General features: G+C 70.7%; 14 protein-coding genes. 5 read left to right on the forward strand and 9 right to left on the reverse strand.

Annotated elements, in window-relative coordinates; genetic code table 11:
* Positions 1-19: 19 nt before the first annotated feature.
* Positions 20-424: a GNAT family N-acetyltransferase gene (locus FHR32_RS13610; protein WP_184754629.1), complete on the forward strand. Its 405-nt coding sequence runs from the start codon at positions 20-22 to the stop codon at positions 422-424.
* 31 nt (positions 425-455) lie between these two features.
* On the opposite strand, the gene FHR32_RS13615 is transcribed toward FHR32_RS13610, so the two are convergent.
* The 6 genes from FHR32_RS13615 to FHR32_RS13640 form a co-directional block, all read right to left on the reverse strand.
* Positions 456-929 (reverse strand): NUDIX domain-containing protein, encoded by a 474-nt coding sequence (locus FHR32_RS13615; RefSeq protein ID WP_184754630.1) that lies wholly within the window; start codon positions 927-929, stop codon positions 456-458.
* A 90-nt stretch (positions 930-1019) separates the two neighbouring features.
* Positions 1020-3857 carry a DUF5682 family protein gene (locus FHR32_RS13620; protein ID WP_184754631.1) on the reverse strand — a complete coding sequence of 946 codons (2838 nt, stop codon included), beginning with the start codon at positions 3855-3857 and terminating at the stop codon, positions 1020-1022.
* Positions 3858-3906: 49 nt separating this feature from the next.
* The gene (locus FHR32_RS13625) at positions 3907-5022 is read right to left on the reverse strand and encodes an ATP-binding protein (protein WP_184754632.1); all 1116 of its coding nucleotides are present in this window, start codon (positions 5020-5022) and stop codon (positions 3907-3909) included.
* 11 nt (positions 5023-5033) lie between these two features.
* Positions 5034-6467 carry a VWA domain-containing protein gene (locus FHR32_RS13630; protein ID WP_184754633.1) on the reverse strand — a complete coding sequence of 478 codons (1434 nt, stop codon included), beginning with the start codon at positions 6465-6467 and terminating at the stop codon, positions 5034-5036.
* Positions 6464-7882, reverse strand: coding sequence for a hypothetical protein (locus tag FHR32_RS13635; RefSeq protein WP_184754634.1), 1419 nt, complete (start codon positions 7880-7882; stop codon positions 6464-6466). Before FHR32_RS13635 ends, FHR32_RS13630 begins: the two co-directional genes overlap by 4 nt.
* Entirely contained in the window at positions 7882-8385 is a 504-nt protein-coding gene (locus FHR32_RS13640; RefSeq protein WP_184754635.1) for a hypothetical protein, read from the reverse strand. Before FHR32_RS13640 ends, FHR32_RS13635 begins: the two co-directional genes overlap by 1 nt.
* Positions 8386-8689: 304 nt before the next feature.
* On the opposite strand from FHR32_RS13640, the gene FHR32_RS13645 reads away from it, so the two are divergent.
* From FHR32_RS13645 to FHR32_RS13655, 3 genes are all read left to right on the forward strand, one after another.
* On the forward strand, positions 8690-9748 hold the full coding sequence (locus tag FHR32_RS13645; RefSeq protein WP_184754636.1) for a polysaccharide deacetylase family protein: 1059 nt from the start codon (positions 8690-8692) through the stop codon (positions 9746-9748).
* A gap of 184 nt (positions 9749-9932) precedes the next feature.
* Complete coding sequence (locus FHR32_RS13650) at positions 9933-10376, forward strand: CBS domain-containing protein (protein WP_184754637.1); 444 nt, start codon at positions 9933-9935, stop codon at positions 10374-10376.
* Complete coding sequence (locus FHR32_RS13655) at positions 10373-11665, forward strand: ArsB/NhaD family transporter (RefSeq protein ID WP_184754638.1); 1293 nt, start codon at positions 10373-10375, stop codon at positions 11663-11665. The genes FHR32_RS13650 and FHR32_RS13655 overlap by 4 nt, the downstream gene beginning before the upstream one ends.
* Before the next feature lie 43 nt (positions 11666-11708).
* Here FHR32_RS13655 and FHR32_RS13660 read toward each other — a convergent pair whose 3' ends face one another.
* The gene (locus FHR32_RS13660; RefSeq protein ID WP_184754639.1) at positions 11709-12959 is read right to left on the reverse strand and encodes an MFS transporter; all 1251 of its coding nucleotides are present in this window, start codon (positions 12957-12959) and stop codon (positions 11709-11711) included.
* Between the two features lie 300 nt (positions 12960-13259).
* Here FHR32_RS13660 and FHR32_RS13665 point away from each other — a divergent pair, with 300 nt between their 5' ends.
* Positions 13260-14015 (forward strand): class I SAM-dependent methyltransferase, encoded by a 756-nt coding sequence (locus FHR32_RS13665; protein ID WP_184754640.1) that lies wholly within the window; start codon positions 13260-13262, stop codon positions 14013-14015.
* A gap of 78 nt (positions 14016-14093) precedes the next feature.
* Here the strand turns inward: FHR32_RS13665 and FHR32_RS44355 are convergent, their stop codons facing one another.
* Both FHR32_RS44355 and FHR32_RS13670 read right to left on the reverse strand, forming a co-directional pair.
* Entirely contained in the window at positions 14094-14285 is a 192-nt protein-coding gene (locus tag FHR32_RS44355) for a helix-turn-helix domain-containing protein (protein ID WP_312882659.1), read from the reverse strand.
* Positions 14286-14765: an RsbRD N-terminal domain-containing protein gene (locus tag FHR32_RS13670; RefSeq protein WP_246466145.1), complete on the reverse strand. Its 480-nt coding sequence runs from the start codon at positions 14763-14765 to the stop codon at positions 14286-14288.
* Between the last annotated feature and the right edge of the window lie 30 nt (positions 14766-14795).

The following is a 14795-nucleotide window of genomic DNA, read 5'->3' on the forward strand; positions in this document are numbered from 1 at the left end:
TCGATCGAGGAGTACGCCCGTGATCCGCTACACCGACGCCGTCGACACGATCGACGCCGACCGGCTCAAGGGCTTCTTCGTCGGGTGGCCGACCCCCGCCTCCCCGGAGCAGCATCTGGCGGTGCTGCGCGGAAGTCACCGTGCGGTCGTCGCGATCGACGAGGAGACCGAGCTCGTCATCGGCTTCGTCAACATGATCAGTGACGGTGTCCTGACCGCTTACGTCCCCTGGCTGGAGGTCCTCCCCGAATACCAGGCTCAGGGGATCGGCTCCGAGCTGATGCGGCGGATCCTCGCCGACACCGAGCATCTCTACTCCGTCGACCTCCTCTGCGAGGCGCCGCTCCAGCCCTATTACGAGCGCTTCGGCATGCTCCCCGTCCCCGGCATGACGCTCCTGCACCGCTCCGCGCTCCACGGCTGAGGCACGGCTGAGGCTTCCGGTGCCGGAGCACTCAGCCGGGTACGGCTCTGCCGTACTCCAGATACGTCGATCCGCCGAGCTCGCGAGCCGCGGCCGCCGCCTTCACCCGCAGGGCCAGTCGCTCGGACACCACCTCGTCCACCTCGTCGACCGGATGGAACGCAAAGCTCGTCAGCTCGTTGTCGGAGAAGAAGATCCGCTCAAGCACATCCGCACCGAGCACGCCGCCGTCGAAGACGAAGAGGATCAGGTCGCCGTACTTCACGCTGGGCGCCCAGTCCGCCACGAGAAGGCGGCCTATCGGCGGCTGGATGCCGAGCTCCTCACCAACCTCGCGGACACAGGCCTCGTAGGGGGTCTCGCCCGGCTCCACGACCCCGCCGGGGATATCCCGCTGAGGTTTGTAGGACGGCTGGACGATCATGACGCGGCCGTCCTCGTCGAAGAAGAGGGCACCCGCCGCCGCCCGGGCCCGTGCCACGGGCGGAACCCCCGGCTCATCCACGGTGTCAACTCTAATAGAGCCCGGGCGGCGAGGACAGCGATATACACGCGGGTCGCTGCCGGCCGGGGCGGGCGGCAACGACCCGGCACACTACCTGGCAGGCCTCTGGGCGAGCAGTCCCGCGACGGCGTCCGCCGCCTCGGGATGCCGGACCAGCAGCGCGCCCACCTCACCGTGCCCGAGCCCGCCGGCGGCGGGAACGACCGGCCGCCACCCCGCGTCACACCCCAGCAGCGCCGCCACGGCGTCGCATGCCGCCGGGTGGCCGGCCAGCAGATCGGCCACCGGCCCCGCCTGCGCGGGCACCGGCCCGGCCGCCTCCGGCACTGCCCGCGTCTCCCACGGCGGCACCCATGTGTCGACGGCGGACAGGTCTGCGGGGAACGTACGGCCTGCCTCACGGACGAGCGCGGGCACCAGTTCGGGCGCCTGGTCCCGCAGGGTCGTGATCAGTTTGGGCAGCCACGGGAGCAGGACGGCGTCAGGCAGCCGCCCGAAGGCCTTGGACATCACCTCGACCACGAAGGGCGCCAGCGTCGGGACCGGCTCCAGCGCCTGCACGAACCCGCTCATGTACAGCGGGAACGCCGGGATGACGAGCGGGTTGGCCAGCAGTTCGTCGCACCGCGACCGCAGCTCGGCCAGGGGCAGCGCGCCGAGCCGGAACTGGGCGGCCCAGAGCAGCGACACCTTGGCGGTCGCCTCCGGGTGTGACTGCCGTACCGCGATTTCGAGCTGGGCGCGGTCACATCCCAGGGACAGCGCGAAGCCTTCCAGAGAGAACAGGAATCCGAGCATGGCGGCCACCTGGCGGACGCCGGTGCCCTCGTCCACGAAGGCGATCGGCAGCAGCGTGCAGTAGTGCGCGTATCCGGCGGTGACGAAGTCCTCACACCAGGCCGGCAGCACCGGCTCGGTGGCGCGATAGTGGGCCAGGAGCCGGCGGATCCGGCGCAGCACCTCGGGTGCGTCGTCCACGGTGCGCTCGGCGGCCAGCAGTTCCACGGCCCGCCTTCCGAGCTCGTCGACGGTCCGTCGGCTGCCCAGGTACAGGATGGCGTCTTCCACGGCCGCGAGAGCGACGGCGGCGGTGGCCTGAGGCTCCCGCACGGTACGGCGCAGGCGCTGCTCCAGCACCTGCTCGACGGTGACCCCCTCGTAGCCCAGCTCAATGATCGACTGCTGGTTACGGCCGATCGCCAGGTCCCAGCTCTCCTGGATCGACCGCTCGCCCAGCCGGCGCTCACCCATGATCGGACGGACGGCGTCCGAGGACAGCAGGCGGCGCAGCATCCACAGCAGGTCGGAGCAGGGCACCAGCTCGGGGTCCGCGTCGAGGTTCAGCAGCGCCCGATGGATCGTGCGCTTGCTCAGGTCGAACCCCAGCGGCTCCAGCCGGTCGTACACGTCACGGGCCAGCGGCGGGAGGGCATGGTAGCCGACCTGGCCGATCCGGTCTCCGCCCAGAAGGATCTCGCACAGCCGGCGCACGTCGCGGCGGCCGGGCACCACGTCCTTCTCGATGCAGGTGACCGCGGCGTCCTGGAAGTCGTAGGGCGTGGGACGGCTCCGGTTACGCATCCCGGCGAGCAGGATGGACGTCTCGAACACGGCGATGGCGTCCGCCGTACTGGCCAGGTAGCCGTTGCGGCGGGCCAGGTGGACGATGTCGACGCACCACCCCAGCAGCTCGGCCTCGTCGAGGCCGCCTGGCACGGGAGGGTCGGCCAGGAAACCGGACAACCGATCGATGACCGGCGCGGACGGGGTGGGGGCCGTCGGCCGCCCGTGCCCCGAGCGTTTGCGGGTCCCCTGCTGTCCCTTGAGCTGGAAGGGCGGGACGCCGGAGCGCGCCACCGCCTTGGTCCAGGTGGCCTCGGCGATCGACACCGAGCCGGAGGCCAGCGCGAACTGGGCCTCGATGGCGGAGTGGCTGGACGGGATGAGCCCGTACAGCCAGTGCGTGGCCGTCCGGGGGCTGATGTCGTAGGCCGGTGCCTCCGCGGCCAGCCCGAACTGCTCGACCCGGCTGGCCGCGTGGAACGCACCGCACACGTACAGGCACTGCGACGGGTCGGCGTCCGACGCGGCGAGGTGCTCGCGCATCCGGGTCCACATGTAGCGCTCGCGGTCCTCGTCACGGGCCAGCCGGTCGCCGTCGGTGGGGGTCAGCCGCCGGAAAAGGCTGCCGATCAGCACCATGACCTGGCGGTAGGTGTCGTGATCCGCGTCGGCCAGGGGCTGCTCCACGTACTGGTCCCACCACTCGGACCAGTGCCGGACCTTGCCGTGGTGGAGCAGGTGCGCTTCGAGTTCGGCGAAGCGGGGCCGCAGGTCGCCGATCTCGATGCCCACGGCGTCACCGTGCAGGGCCGGGTCCTCGCCGTGTCCGCCGGTCTCCCCGGACGGGGCCGGGTCCTCGCCGTTCCCGTCGGCGGCCGGGCCGGCCGGATCGCGGGGCAGCCACTGGAAGACGTGGTCCGCCGAGCGGTCCACCAGCACCAGTTCGACCCCCGGCGTGTCGAGGGCGTAGGCGATGACCTGGTATTCGGCCGACGCCTCGGTGATCGGCGCCACGACGCTGAGCGGCCCCCACTCCGGCGGGAAGCCGTCGAGCTCGGTCGCGAACGCCTGCAACGCCACGGGGAGGCGGCAGTTGCGCAGCTCGTCCAGGAGCGGCTGCAGGTCTTCGCACAGCTCCAGGTAGACGACCGTGGGCCGCTTCTCGCGCAGGCGTCGCGCCATGGCCAGCGCCGAGGCCGGTGAGTGGTGGCACACCGGGAAGATCTCAAGCTCCTCGCGCAGCGCCCGGTCGACGTCGTCGACCATGCCCGACAGGATGCCGGCCAGGCCGCTCGGCTCGTCGGCGAAGGCGGCGGCGGCGTCGAGCAGCTGCTGGCGGAGGGCGCCGAAGGTGCCCGGGCTCATCTGAATCCTTCCAGCGTGGAGATCCTGGCCTCCGGTTCCGGGGAGGAGGTCAAGAGAGCGTGGCGATCGCCTGGCGGCCGCCTTCGAGGAAACCCTGCCACGGTCCGCCGTCCTTCTTGCTGCGGGGCTCGATGACACCGTGCCAGTACTTGTTCAGGATGGCCAGGTCCTCCGGGCTGCGGCGGGCCAGGGAGCCCACCAGCGAGCCGGCGAGCGTCTCCGCCCGCAGCGTGCGGTCGCCGAAGAACTGGCTGTGCAGGATGGCGTCCTCGAGCACGCCGATCTGCTCGGCCGTGGACAGCGCCGACTCGAGCTTCTCGTCGTCGCTGGTGGCCGACGCCGCGGCGGCCCGCAGGTCGGCGAAGCTCTGCAGCAGGACGTCCAGCAGCGTCGGCGGCAGTTCCAGCTCGATCCGGTGGCGGTTCAGCAGCTCCGTGGTGCGGAACCGCACGATCTCCGCCTCGCTGCGCTTGCTCGTCACCACGGGGATCCGGATGAAGTTGAACCGCCGCTTCAGGGCCGACGAGAGGTCGTTCACCCCTCGGTCCCGGCTGTTGGCCGTGGCGATGATCGAGAATCCGGGCTGGGCGAACACGATGCCGTCGTCGTCGAGCTCGGGGATGGACACGTACTTCTCGGAGAGGATGGAGATCAGGGCGTCCTGCACGTCGCTGGTCGACCGGGTCAGTTCCTCGAAGCGCCCGATCACGCCCTGCTCCATCGCCGTCATGATCGGCGAGGGGATCATCGACTCGCGGGACTGCCCCTGGGCGATCACCATGGAGACGTTCCACGAATACTTGACGTGGTCCTCGGTGGTGCCGGCGGTGCCCTGGACGACGAGGGTGGAGTTGCGGGAGATGGCGGCCGAGAGCAGCTCGGCGAGCCAGCTCTTGCCGGTGCCCGGGTCCCCGATCAGCAGCAGCCCCCGGTCGGAGGCCAGGGTCACGATGCTGCGCTCGACGAAGCTGCGGTCGCCGAACCACTTCTGGGGGATCTCACGGTCGAGCCCGTCGGAACGCTCGGACCCGAGCACGAACAGCCGCACCATCCGGGGGCTGAGCCGCCACGAGAACGGCTTGGGGCCGTCGTCGATCGACTCCAGCCAGTCGAGTTCGTCGGCGTACTTGACCTCGGCCGGGGCGCGCAGCATCTCGTCGGTCATTCGCGGGTCTCCTAGGTGAGGAAGCTCTTCAGCTCGAGCACGAGTTTGCCGATGTGGCCCGAGATCACGGGTGTGCCCAGGTCCTTGAGGCGCTGGCGGAACCACGGGTCCACGCTCTGATGACCGGAGCTGTTCACCGAGCCGACCGGGATGAACTTCACCCCTGAACGGTGCACCGCCTCGAAGTCGGTGATCAGCGACCGGTCGTCGTAGAAGTCGGAGATCCACACCAGCGCGGTGTTGCGCGGTTCGGCGATCTTCGGCCGGGCCTTGGCCATCGCGACGGGGCCGTGGGTGCCGCCCCCGAGGGTCGTGCGCAGCAGTACCTCGAACGGGTCGTGCACCCAGGGCGTCAGGTCGAGCGCGCGGGTGTCGTACGCGATCAGGTGCACGTCCACCTTGGGCAGGCCCGCGAAGATCGACGCCAGGATGGTGCAGTTCACCATCGCGTCCACCATCGAACCCGACTGGTCGACGACCACGATCATCCGTGACGGCGTGGTCTTCCTGGCCGTGTGCCGGTAGTACAGCCTGTCCACATAGAGCTGCTGGTCTTCCGGGCTCCAGTTGGGCAGGTTCTTCCAGATCGTGCGGTTGAGGTCGAGGTTGCGGAACACCCGCTTCGGCGGCACCGACCTGTCGATGGTGCCCACGCTGGTCTTCTCGACCTTCGTGCGCAGCACCTCGGCGACCTCGTCGACGAACCGGCGGATCAGCGCCTTGGCGTTGGCCAGCGCGATCCCCGACAGGTTGGCCTTGTCCCGCAGCAACTGCTCGATGAGTGACATGCTCGGCGTCAGCCGGCCCGCCAGAGCCGGGTCGGCCAGCACCTCGCGCAGGCGCATGCGGCGGACGAGGTCGCCCTCCAGCCCGGCCAGGACACCGGCCAGCTCTCCCGCGCCGGGGTGGGACCGCAGCTGACCCGGCTCCGCCCCGAGCGCCTGCTCGAACCAGCCGACGTCCTGCTGCCATCGGGCCAGGTCGGTGGCGGTGACGTTGCCGGCCCCGGTGGCGAACACGTTGAGCAGGAGCTTCGACACCAGGGCCGCCCGGCGCACCTCGATCGCCCCGGCACGCTCCGGCGGACGCTCGTCGACGGACGCGGACACGGCGCCCTCCGGCGCGGGGTCGTCCTGCGCGGCGTCCTCGCCCCGCACGGCGCCGTCCACCGCGGTGTCGTCCTCCGCGGTGTCGTCCTCCGCGGTGTCGTCCTCCGGCGCCAGCAGGCCTCGCAGCTCGGGACCCAGATCCGGGAAGCGCTGCACGAGGGTGTCCACCGACACCGACGGGTCGAGCAGCGCCGGCGGCAGTCCGATGTCGTCGACGATGGCCACGCTGGCCGCCTCCAGCGAGGGCTGCTCGTCGGGGTCGAACAGCCGTGCCAGCAGGCGCCAGTAGAGCACTTGGCGCCGGTTCTCGTCGGCACCGATCCGGGAGTCGCTCATTTCCTCAGCAGCCGCCCTGCCCGCTCGCGCAGTACGGCCACCGCGTCGCCGGCCCGGGCCTCGGCCTTGGCGGCCTTGGGATCCGTGGGGCCCAGCGCCCAGTCCCCGTTGTGCGCCTCGACCGCCTTGCGCTTCACCGTCGCCTGGACCGCGAGGGGCTGCAGCGTCCACCGGCCGCCGTCCCAGCGGACCAGGCCGATGCACGCCGAAGAGGCGGCCACCATCGCGGAGGTGAGCGGGCCGCAGGCCGGCAGGCGGTCGGTGTCGACGGCGAGGGTGCTACCGCCCAGGTCCAGCGTGACCGCCGAACCGTCGCCGGTGGCCGTCTTGTAGCCCTCCACCAGCACGGGTTCGGCGATGCGCACCGGGTGGCGGTCCAGGGGCGGCACCGCCGGGGCGAGCACGCCGGCGAGCTGGACCCGGGCGGCGGCGAACGGGTCGACGGGCTCGCCCGCGCGTGCCCGGTCGTCGTGCCACACCAGGTCGCCGCTGTCCAGCAGGGGCAGATCCGTGACGTCCAGGCTGCGGCGTTCCGCCAGCGCGCCGAGCAACACGGGAAACCCGGTCAGCAGCCGCCACAGCGCCGGGCCGACGATCGTGTCCACCTTCGCGGCGGCGACGCTCGTGCGCACCAGCCGGGACGGCGCGCCGCCGCTGGGTTCCAGGATGCCGTGGACCTGTATCTGCACCGCGGTACCGTGCTCGTGCACGTCGACACCGAGGATCAGCAGCCGTCCCGACACCGTGCCGGCGGCCTCCGGACCGCCGGGCAGGCCACCGGCCTGTGACAACAGCAGGGCGCGTGTCCACAGGTCGGCCCACCGCCGGACGGGCAGCCGATCCGCCGCCTGGACCGGGCACGACGCCCGCAGTTCGGCCGCCAGGCCGTCGAGCAGCACCGCCGGCCTGCGCAGGCCGGGTTCGGCCGACAGCGCCTCGATCGCCTGGCCCGAGGCGGAGACGAGGTCGTGGTCGACGCCCCGCCATCCGGTGATGGCCAGCTCGTGGAGCCAGGACCGGCACCCGCTGAGCAGGTTGTCCGCCGCGACCACCGGCGGCACCGGCGAGGCCGGTCCCTCCCATGACGCCCGCGCCCGCCCCAGGGCGGCGTCGAGACGGGCGAGCAGGGCGTCGTGCACCGCGCCGAACAGCGCGGCACGCCCACCGGCCAGCGCCGTCAGGTGCTCGTCGGCGATCGAGCCGGCGGCGAGCTTCCCTGCCGCCTCACCCATCCGTTCACCGAGCGGCGTCGCCGCCATGGCCCCGGCCATGGCGGTCAGCGCCGCGGCACGCTCCTCGCCGAGCCGGGCGAACCCGTGCGCGAGGGCGTCGTCGAAGCCCGTCACCAGGTCGAGGGCCTCTCCGACTCCTGACGGGGTGCCGTCGAGCAGTTCGGCGAGCTGCACATCGAGCATCAGCTGACCGCCCCCGTGGCCGGGAACCAGTGCAGCTCCGCGATGGGCTCGGTGGTGTCCGGCAGCTCCAGGTAGGCCAGGTGGCGGAGGAACCGGCTGAACACGACGGCCGCCGGGGTCCGTTCGGGCCCGCCGCCCAGGCGGCTCGCCAGCCCGGCGGCGGACGACGTGCCGTCACTGACATCGACGCGCAGATAACGGGCGACACGGTCGACGCCGTACTGCAGCACAGCCTCCGCGATGAGCGCCTGCAGGTGCTTGCACGGCGAGCCGTACAGCCCACCGCACGGCCGGTTGTTGTTGGTGCTGCAGTTGTAGGTGTGGGTCCCGGCGGTGACCGACGAGACGTATACGCGCGCGATGTCCGAACCGCTGGACACGACGCCCTGCAGCCGCCCGTCCGCCAGCTCTACGAAAGGGACCTTCGCCAGTTTGCGGGGCTGAAGGGGGGACACCACCCGCGCTGAGCTGCACTGCTCCCACGCGGCTCTGTCCGCGTTCATGACCCTCGACCTCCAGCTCACCAGCTTGGAAACATCGCCCGGTACGGCGGCACCGACGCGAACGGCCGATCCGTGATCAAGAAATTTACCTTATTGCCGACTTGTCCAGAGCCCATTCCCGCGATGTCGGCCCCGGGGAACGGCCGTGAATCCGCCGTCAGGAGCTCACTCCCCGGCGGGGATGACCTGTCCCTCAGGCCCATGACTCCTGTCCCCCAGGGAGGAAGCCTTTGCCTAAGCCGGAGGTCGATCCCCAGGTCAGCAGGGGATAAGGAGCTTATCGTCTGTGCTCTGGGGGGATTCGATGGGCCTACTGAGGGTGAGCAGGGTCGGCGTGGTGGTCGTGGCGGCAGGTGCCGTACTGGCCGGGTGCGCACAGAGTGAAGATCCGCAGGCCAAGAAGGACGCCGGAATCGCCGCCGCCAAGGCGGCCGCAGCAGGTCAGGCAGCCCTCCTCAAGACGAAAATGGCGGCGGCCGCGAAGGTCCACGCCAACGAGCTGGGCGAGATCCCCGTGATCATGTACCACCGGGTGATCGACAAGCCGAGCACCCAGGACGACCGCACCCCCAAGCAGTTCCGCACGGAACTGGAGCGGTTGGCCAGGGAGGACTACGTCCCGATCACTGCGGCCGAGTATGTCAGCGGGCGGATCGACATCCCCGCGGGACGGCACCCGGTCGTCCTCACCTTCGACGACTCGTCCCCGTCGCAGTTCGATCTGGACGGGATGGGCGTGCCCAAACCGGGGACGGCCGTCGCCATCCTCCAGGACGTCGCCAAGGCCCACCCGGGGTTCCGCCCGGTGGCCACGTTCTACGTGACGCGCGACATGTTCGGGAAGACGAGCCCGGAAGAGCAGACCGAGATGCTGGCGTGGCTCCGTGACAAGGGATTCGACATCGGCAACCACACCCGTGACCACAAGAGCCTGGGCGGCAAGCCGGAGAAGCAGGTGAACGCCGAGGTCGCGGCGGGCCACGAGCTCATCACCAAGCTGGTCAACACCAACCCGGTCACGCTGGCACTGCCGTACGGCAACCAGCCGAGCCACAAGGACTGGGCTCTCAAGGGTGCCTCCGGCGGCGTCTCCTACAACTACGGCGGGGTGTTCCTCGCCGGGTACACCCCCGCCCTGTCGCCGTTCAACAAGAAGTTCGACCCGCTCGGCATCCCGCGCATCCGCTCGATGGACAAGACCGGCGACTGCGTGAAGTTCTGCTCCACCGCCTGGCTCGACTGGCTGAAGACGAACAGGGACGATCGCTACACCTCGGACGGTGACGTGAAGACGGTCGCCTTCCCCAAGTTCAAGTCTCCTTTCGTGATCAAGCGCTACGCCGATCGCGTCCTCGCCTACTGATCCGCCGGCCGGGAGGGATCGGGGAGGCGGTGCTCGGGAGTTCACCGCGGGGAGGCGGCGTTCACGTCCTTCTCCCCGGCGAGGGTGTTCCTCTGGAGGGACGACGGTTGGTAGGTTGATTCCCGGGTGAGCCGGGAAGTCTGGTCGGCACTTCTACCGGCGATCCCGAAAGTGCCGAGGTGTCATGCGTGCTCGCGACCTGGTCACCGAATTCCCGACCGTCTCCCTGGACACCCCCGTGCTCGACGCCGCCCGGCTCCTGGCCGACCAGGGACTGCCCGGCCTGATCGTGGTCGACGAGAACGGCTCGCCGCGCAGCATCCTGCCCGGCGCCCAGGTGATGCGTCTGGCCGTGCCCACCTACTGCCAGGACGATCCGGCGCTGGCCCGGGTGGTGGACGAGGCGCACGCCGACACCTTCCTGCGGTCGCTGGCCGGGCGGACGGTCCGCGAGTGCCTGCCGGAGAATCCGCGGGAGCTGCCGATCGCCGATCCGGACGCCACCGTGCTGGAGATCGCCGCGCTCATGGCGCGCACCTACAGCCCGCTCGTCGCGATCGTGGAGGAGGACCGCTTACAGGGAGCGGTCACGCTACAGGTGTTGCTGGACCGGACGCTCGACTCGTGACGGCCCTCGCGTGGCTGTCGGTGGCGGTGTTCCTCGGCGCGTACGCGCTGATCGCCAGCGAGCGGATCCACCGGGTCGCCGCGGCGCTGGGCGGGGCCGGCATCATGCTGCTGATCCACGCCACCGACGGCAGGGCCGCGTTCTTCTCCGAGCACACCGGGATCGACTGGAACGTCATCTTCCTGCTGCTCGGCATGATGATCATCGTTGGTGTGCTCAAACAGACCGGCGTCTTCGAATACCTGGCGATCTGGGCGGCGAAACGGGCGAAGGGCCGGCCGTTCCGGCTGATGGTCCTCCTGATTGTGATCACCGCCTCGGCGTCCGCGCTGCTGGACAACGTCACCACCGTGCTGCTGATCGCGCCGGTGACGTTCCTGGTGTGCGAACGGCTCGCGCTGCCGGTCGTGCCGTTCCTCATCAGTGAGGCGATGGCCTCCAACATCGGCGGCACCGCCACGCTGGTCGGCGACCCACCCAACATCATCATCGCCAGCCGGGGCGGGCTGAGCTTCAACGACTTCCTGGTCCACATGGCGCCCATGGTGCTGGTGCTGATGGTGGTCTTCATCGGGCTGTGCCGCGTGCTTTTCCGGAAGTCCTTCCGCTACGACCCGGAGCGGGCCGCGGAGATCATGCAGCTCGACGAGCGGGAGGCGATCGCCGACCGGTGGCTGCTGTGGCAGAGCCTGGCCGTGCTGGCCCTGGTGATGGCCGCCTTCGTCCTCCACCCCGTGCTGCACTACGAGCCCTCGGTCGTGGCGGTCCTGGGCGCCGGGATCCTGGTGGCCGCCACCAAGGTCACCACCGAGGACGCCATCCGCGAGGTGGAATGGCCCACCCTGGTGTTCTTCGCCGGGCTGTTCGTCATGGTCGGCGCCCTCGTCGAGACCGGTGTCATCGGGCGGATCTCCCAGGCGGCGGTGGACGCCACCGGCGGAAGGCTCGGGCTGACCACGCTGGGCCTGCTCTGGGCGTCGGCCGGCATCTCGGCCATCGTGGACAACATCCCCTACGTCGCCACCATGAGCCCCATCGTCGCCGACCTGGTGCAGGCCAACGGCGGCAACGGCCCCGCCCAGGTGCTGTGGTGGGCGCTGGCCTTCGGTGCCGACCTGGGCGGCAACGCCACCGCCGTCGGCGCGGCGGCCAACGTGGTCATCATCGGCATCGCCGCACGCAACCGCACCCCGATCAGCTTCTGGGAGTTCACCAAGTACGGCCTCATCGTCACCTCCGTCACCGTCGCCCTGGTGACGCCGTACCTGTGGCTGCGCTATCTGACGTAGAGCGCACACCGGACATCCACGATGTCCGGTGTGGGCTGCGGCGTCAGTGGGACAGGATCTCCTCCGCGGGCTCCGGAGCCCGGAGCCCGCGGACTCCCGGGGAGAACAGCGCGGCCAGGGAGGCCAGGACGACGACCGCGGCGCAGCCGAGCAACGCGGCCCTCGGACCGATCGTGATCGCCAGCGGTCCCGCCACCAGCAGGCCCACCGGGCCGAACATCAGGGAGCCGAGGGCGTCGTAGGAGCTGACCCGCGACAGGGACTCGGGAGGGATCTCCCGCTGCATCGTGGTGTTCCACAGCACCCCGAAGATGTCGAAGCAGACGCCCATGACGACCGCGCCGACGACGACCGTCCACAGCGGGGCCCCCAGGCCGAGCAGCAGGTACGGCAGGGCGGTGGGCACGGTGAGGACCGTGCCCACCAGGATGGGACGGCGGGGCCGTAGCCGCAGTGCGATGAAGACGCCACCGATCATGCCGACCGCCTCACCCGCCAGGACCGCCGACCAGGCGGGCGCTCCGCCCAGGTGCTCCTTGGCCACCAACGGTCCGAGCACGCCGTGCGCGGCCTGTATGGCCATCACCAGCACCGAGAACTGCGCGACGACCACCCAGAGCCACTGCCGGGAGACGAACTCGCGCCAGCCGCCGCGCAGGTCCGCGATGACGGAGTGGCTCGCGGACGCGTCGCGCTCCGCCGGGGCGAGCCGCAGCGCGGCGATGAGCACGGCCGCCACGGCGAACATGAGGGCGCTGACGGCCAGCGCCCAGCCACCGCCGAGCAGGACCACCGTGGCCCCGCTCAGGACGAGCCCGGCGACGCGCGCGCTGTTGGCGCCCAGTCCCAGTACGGCGTTGGCGGTCTGCAGCCGGTCGGCGGGGACGACGTCGGGGATGATCCCGGTCAGGGCGGGGAAGAAGACCGCCATCGCGATGCCGGTGGCCGCCGCCGCCGTCACCAGGGCGGGGAGCGGGGTCCATCCGGTGAGCAGCATCGCGGCGAGACAGGCGAACGCCACCGCGTTGAGCGTCTCACCGGCCATCATCACCCGGTGCCGGGGCAGCCGGTCCGCGATCACCCCGCCCACGAGCATGAACGCCACCATCGGCACCGCCTCGGCGGCCAGGACCACCGACAGCGTCGTGGCCGTCGAGCCGGGCAACCCCAGGACGCCGAAGGCGAGAGCCACGGGCGCGAAGGAGCTTCCCAGCATCGAGATGGTCCGGGCGGCGAGGAGCAGGGCGAAACGCCGATCCCGGAGCATGTCGAGGTCGCGGCGGTAACTCTGCACGTGCTGACTCCTCACAAAACCCGAACGGCCTCCATCCTGTCGTCATTCGGTGGCGATGTCTCCCCAATATCCGAGGCCCGTGAGGCGCCCGGCCTACGGAGCGGCGGCCCGGCTCCGGCATGACGACGGGACCACGCCGGGGTGGGCGCGGCGCGGCCTCAGCGCTCCACCGCAGACCGGCGCAGCGCTCCACACCGGCTGCGCGGTCACGCCGGATCAGCCGGCGCCACCCACCGCCGACGCCTCCCGCCTGCGGAAACTCATTGGACAGCCGATGAGATGCCTGGCAGCCTCGTTGAGATGAAGCGGACGTTCGAGGAACTGGTCGCCGAGGCCGAATCCGTCTCCGTCGACGGCTGGGACTTCTCCTGGCTGGACGGCCGGGCCACCGAGGAGCGCCCCTCCTGGGGATACGCGCGGCTCCTGGAGACAAGGATGGCGCAGGCGAAGGCCGCGCTGGACGTCGAGACCGGCGGCGGGGAAGTGCTGGCGGGAGTGCCGCGCCTCGCCCCGCTGACGGTCGCCACGGAGTCCTGGCCGCCGAACCTCGCGAGGGCGAGCGGACGGCTGAACCCGCGGGGCGTGGCGGTGGTCAGCACCGGCGACGAGCCACGGCTCCCGTTCGGCGACGGGGTCTTCGATCTGGTGGTCAGCCGCCACCCGGTGACCACCTGGTGGGAGGAGATCGCACGCGTGCTCCAGCCGGGAGGGACGTACTTCTCCCAGCAGGTCGGTCCCCGGACCGTCGTGGAGGTGACGGAGTTCTTCATGGGCCCGCAGCCGCCCGGCTCGGCACGCGATCTCGAACTGGCCAGGGCGGCGGCCGAAGCCGTCGGCCTGGAGGTGGTCGACCTCCGGATGGAGTCGCTGCGCACCGTGTTCCATGACGTCGGCGCCATGGTCTACTTCCTGCGGAAGGTGATCTGGATCGTCCCGGGCTTCACGGTCGACCGCTACCGCACCGAACTCAAGGCCCTGCATGACCGCATCCAGACCGACGGCCCCTTCCTCGCGCACACGACGCGTTTCCTCATCGAGGCCCGCAAGCCGGCCTGAGGTCGGCGCACCGGTTCCTCCGGCCGCTCCGGATCCTCCACAGGGACACGCGTTTTCGCGGTTGCCGGGCGCCTCTCCTCAGGCGAGGTCCCTGGCGGTGAGGGCCGCCTCCAGCAGGCGTGCCTCGGCGGGGACGGTGAGGTCCAGGCCGGTCAGCGCGGTCACCCTGTGCAGCCGGTAGTCGAGGGTGTTGCGGTGGATGTGCAGATCCTGGGCGGTCCGGCGGCGGTTGTGGCCCCGGTTGACGAAGGCGCGCAGCGTGTCGACCAGCTACGGGTGGTCGTTCAGCGGATCGAGCTTGGCTGCGAGCCTGGCGATTCCGGCACCGGGGCGGGCCAGCTGATATTCGACGAGGACGTCGTCGAAGCGGTAGAGGCCGGGTGGGCGGCCGAGCAGATCCACACCCGCCTCGACCAGCTGCGCGTGCTCGGCGGTCTCCGCCAGGGCCCGCCACCAGACTTCGGCGCTGATGAGGTAGGCGGTGAGCGCGGCCTCCAGCGGGACGCGCTCCTCGGCACGCCGCGCCGACCACGCGATGAGTTCGGTCAGGTCACCGAGATCGAGGACATCGCCCTTCCGCAGCGTCCGCAGCATCAGGCCGAGCACCACCGCGACCGACCGGCTGACCTCCTCGTCGAGGATGTCCTGGGGCTGCTCCCGGTAGAAGGGCACCTCGGACGCGCAACGCGCGACCACGACCGCGGTGAGCTCCCGGACACGCGGAGCCATGCGGGCGTGGAGGTCGAGCATCCAGGGATCGCCACATCGCACAAACCGGGA

The sequence above is a fragment of the Streptosporangium album genome (genome assembly GCF_014203795.1).
Classification (GTDB): domain Bacteria; phylum Actinomycetota; class Actinomycetes; order Streptosporangiales; family Streptosporangiaceae; genus Streptosporangium; species Streptosporangium album.

Coding starts and splice junctions, on each gene's coding strand:
- FHR32_RS13620 (WP_184754631.1), bottom strand. CDS start 3,857: ATGAGCCCGGGCACCTTCGGCGCCCTCCGCCAGCAGCTGCTCGACGCC.
- FHR32_RS13625 (WP_184754632.1), bottom strand. CDS start 5,022: ATGACCGACGAGATGCTGCGCGCCCCGGCCGAGGTCAAGTACGCCGAC.
- FHR32_RS13630 (WP_184754633.1), bottom strand. CDS start 6,467: ATGAGCGACTCCCGGATCGGTGCCGACGAGAACCGGCGCCAAGTGCTC.
- FHR32_RS13635 (WP_184754634.1), bottom strand. CDS start 7,882: ATGCTCGATGTGCAGCTCGCCGAACTGCTCGACGGCACCCCGTCAGGA.
- FHR32_RS13640 (WP_184754635.1), bottom strand. CDS start 8,385: ATGAACGCGGACAGAGCCGCGTGGGAGCAGTGCAGCTCAGCGCGGGTG.
- FHR32_RS13645 (WP_184754636.1), top strand. CDS start 8,690: ATGGGCCTACTGAGGGTGAGCAGGGTCGGCGTGGTGGTCGTGGCGGCA.
- FHR32_RS13650 (WP_184754637.1), top strand. CDS start 9,933: ATGCGTGCTCGCGACCTGGTCACCGAATTCCCGACCGTCTCCCTGGAC.
- FHR32_RS13665 (WP_184754640.1), top strand. CDS start 13,260: ATGAAGCGGACGTTCGAGGAACTGGTCGCCGAGGCCGAATCCGTCTCC.
- FHR32_RS13670 (WP_246466145.1), bottom strand. CDS start 14,765: ATGCTCGACCTCCACGCCCGCATGGCTCCGCGTGTCCGGGAGCTCACC.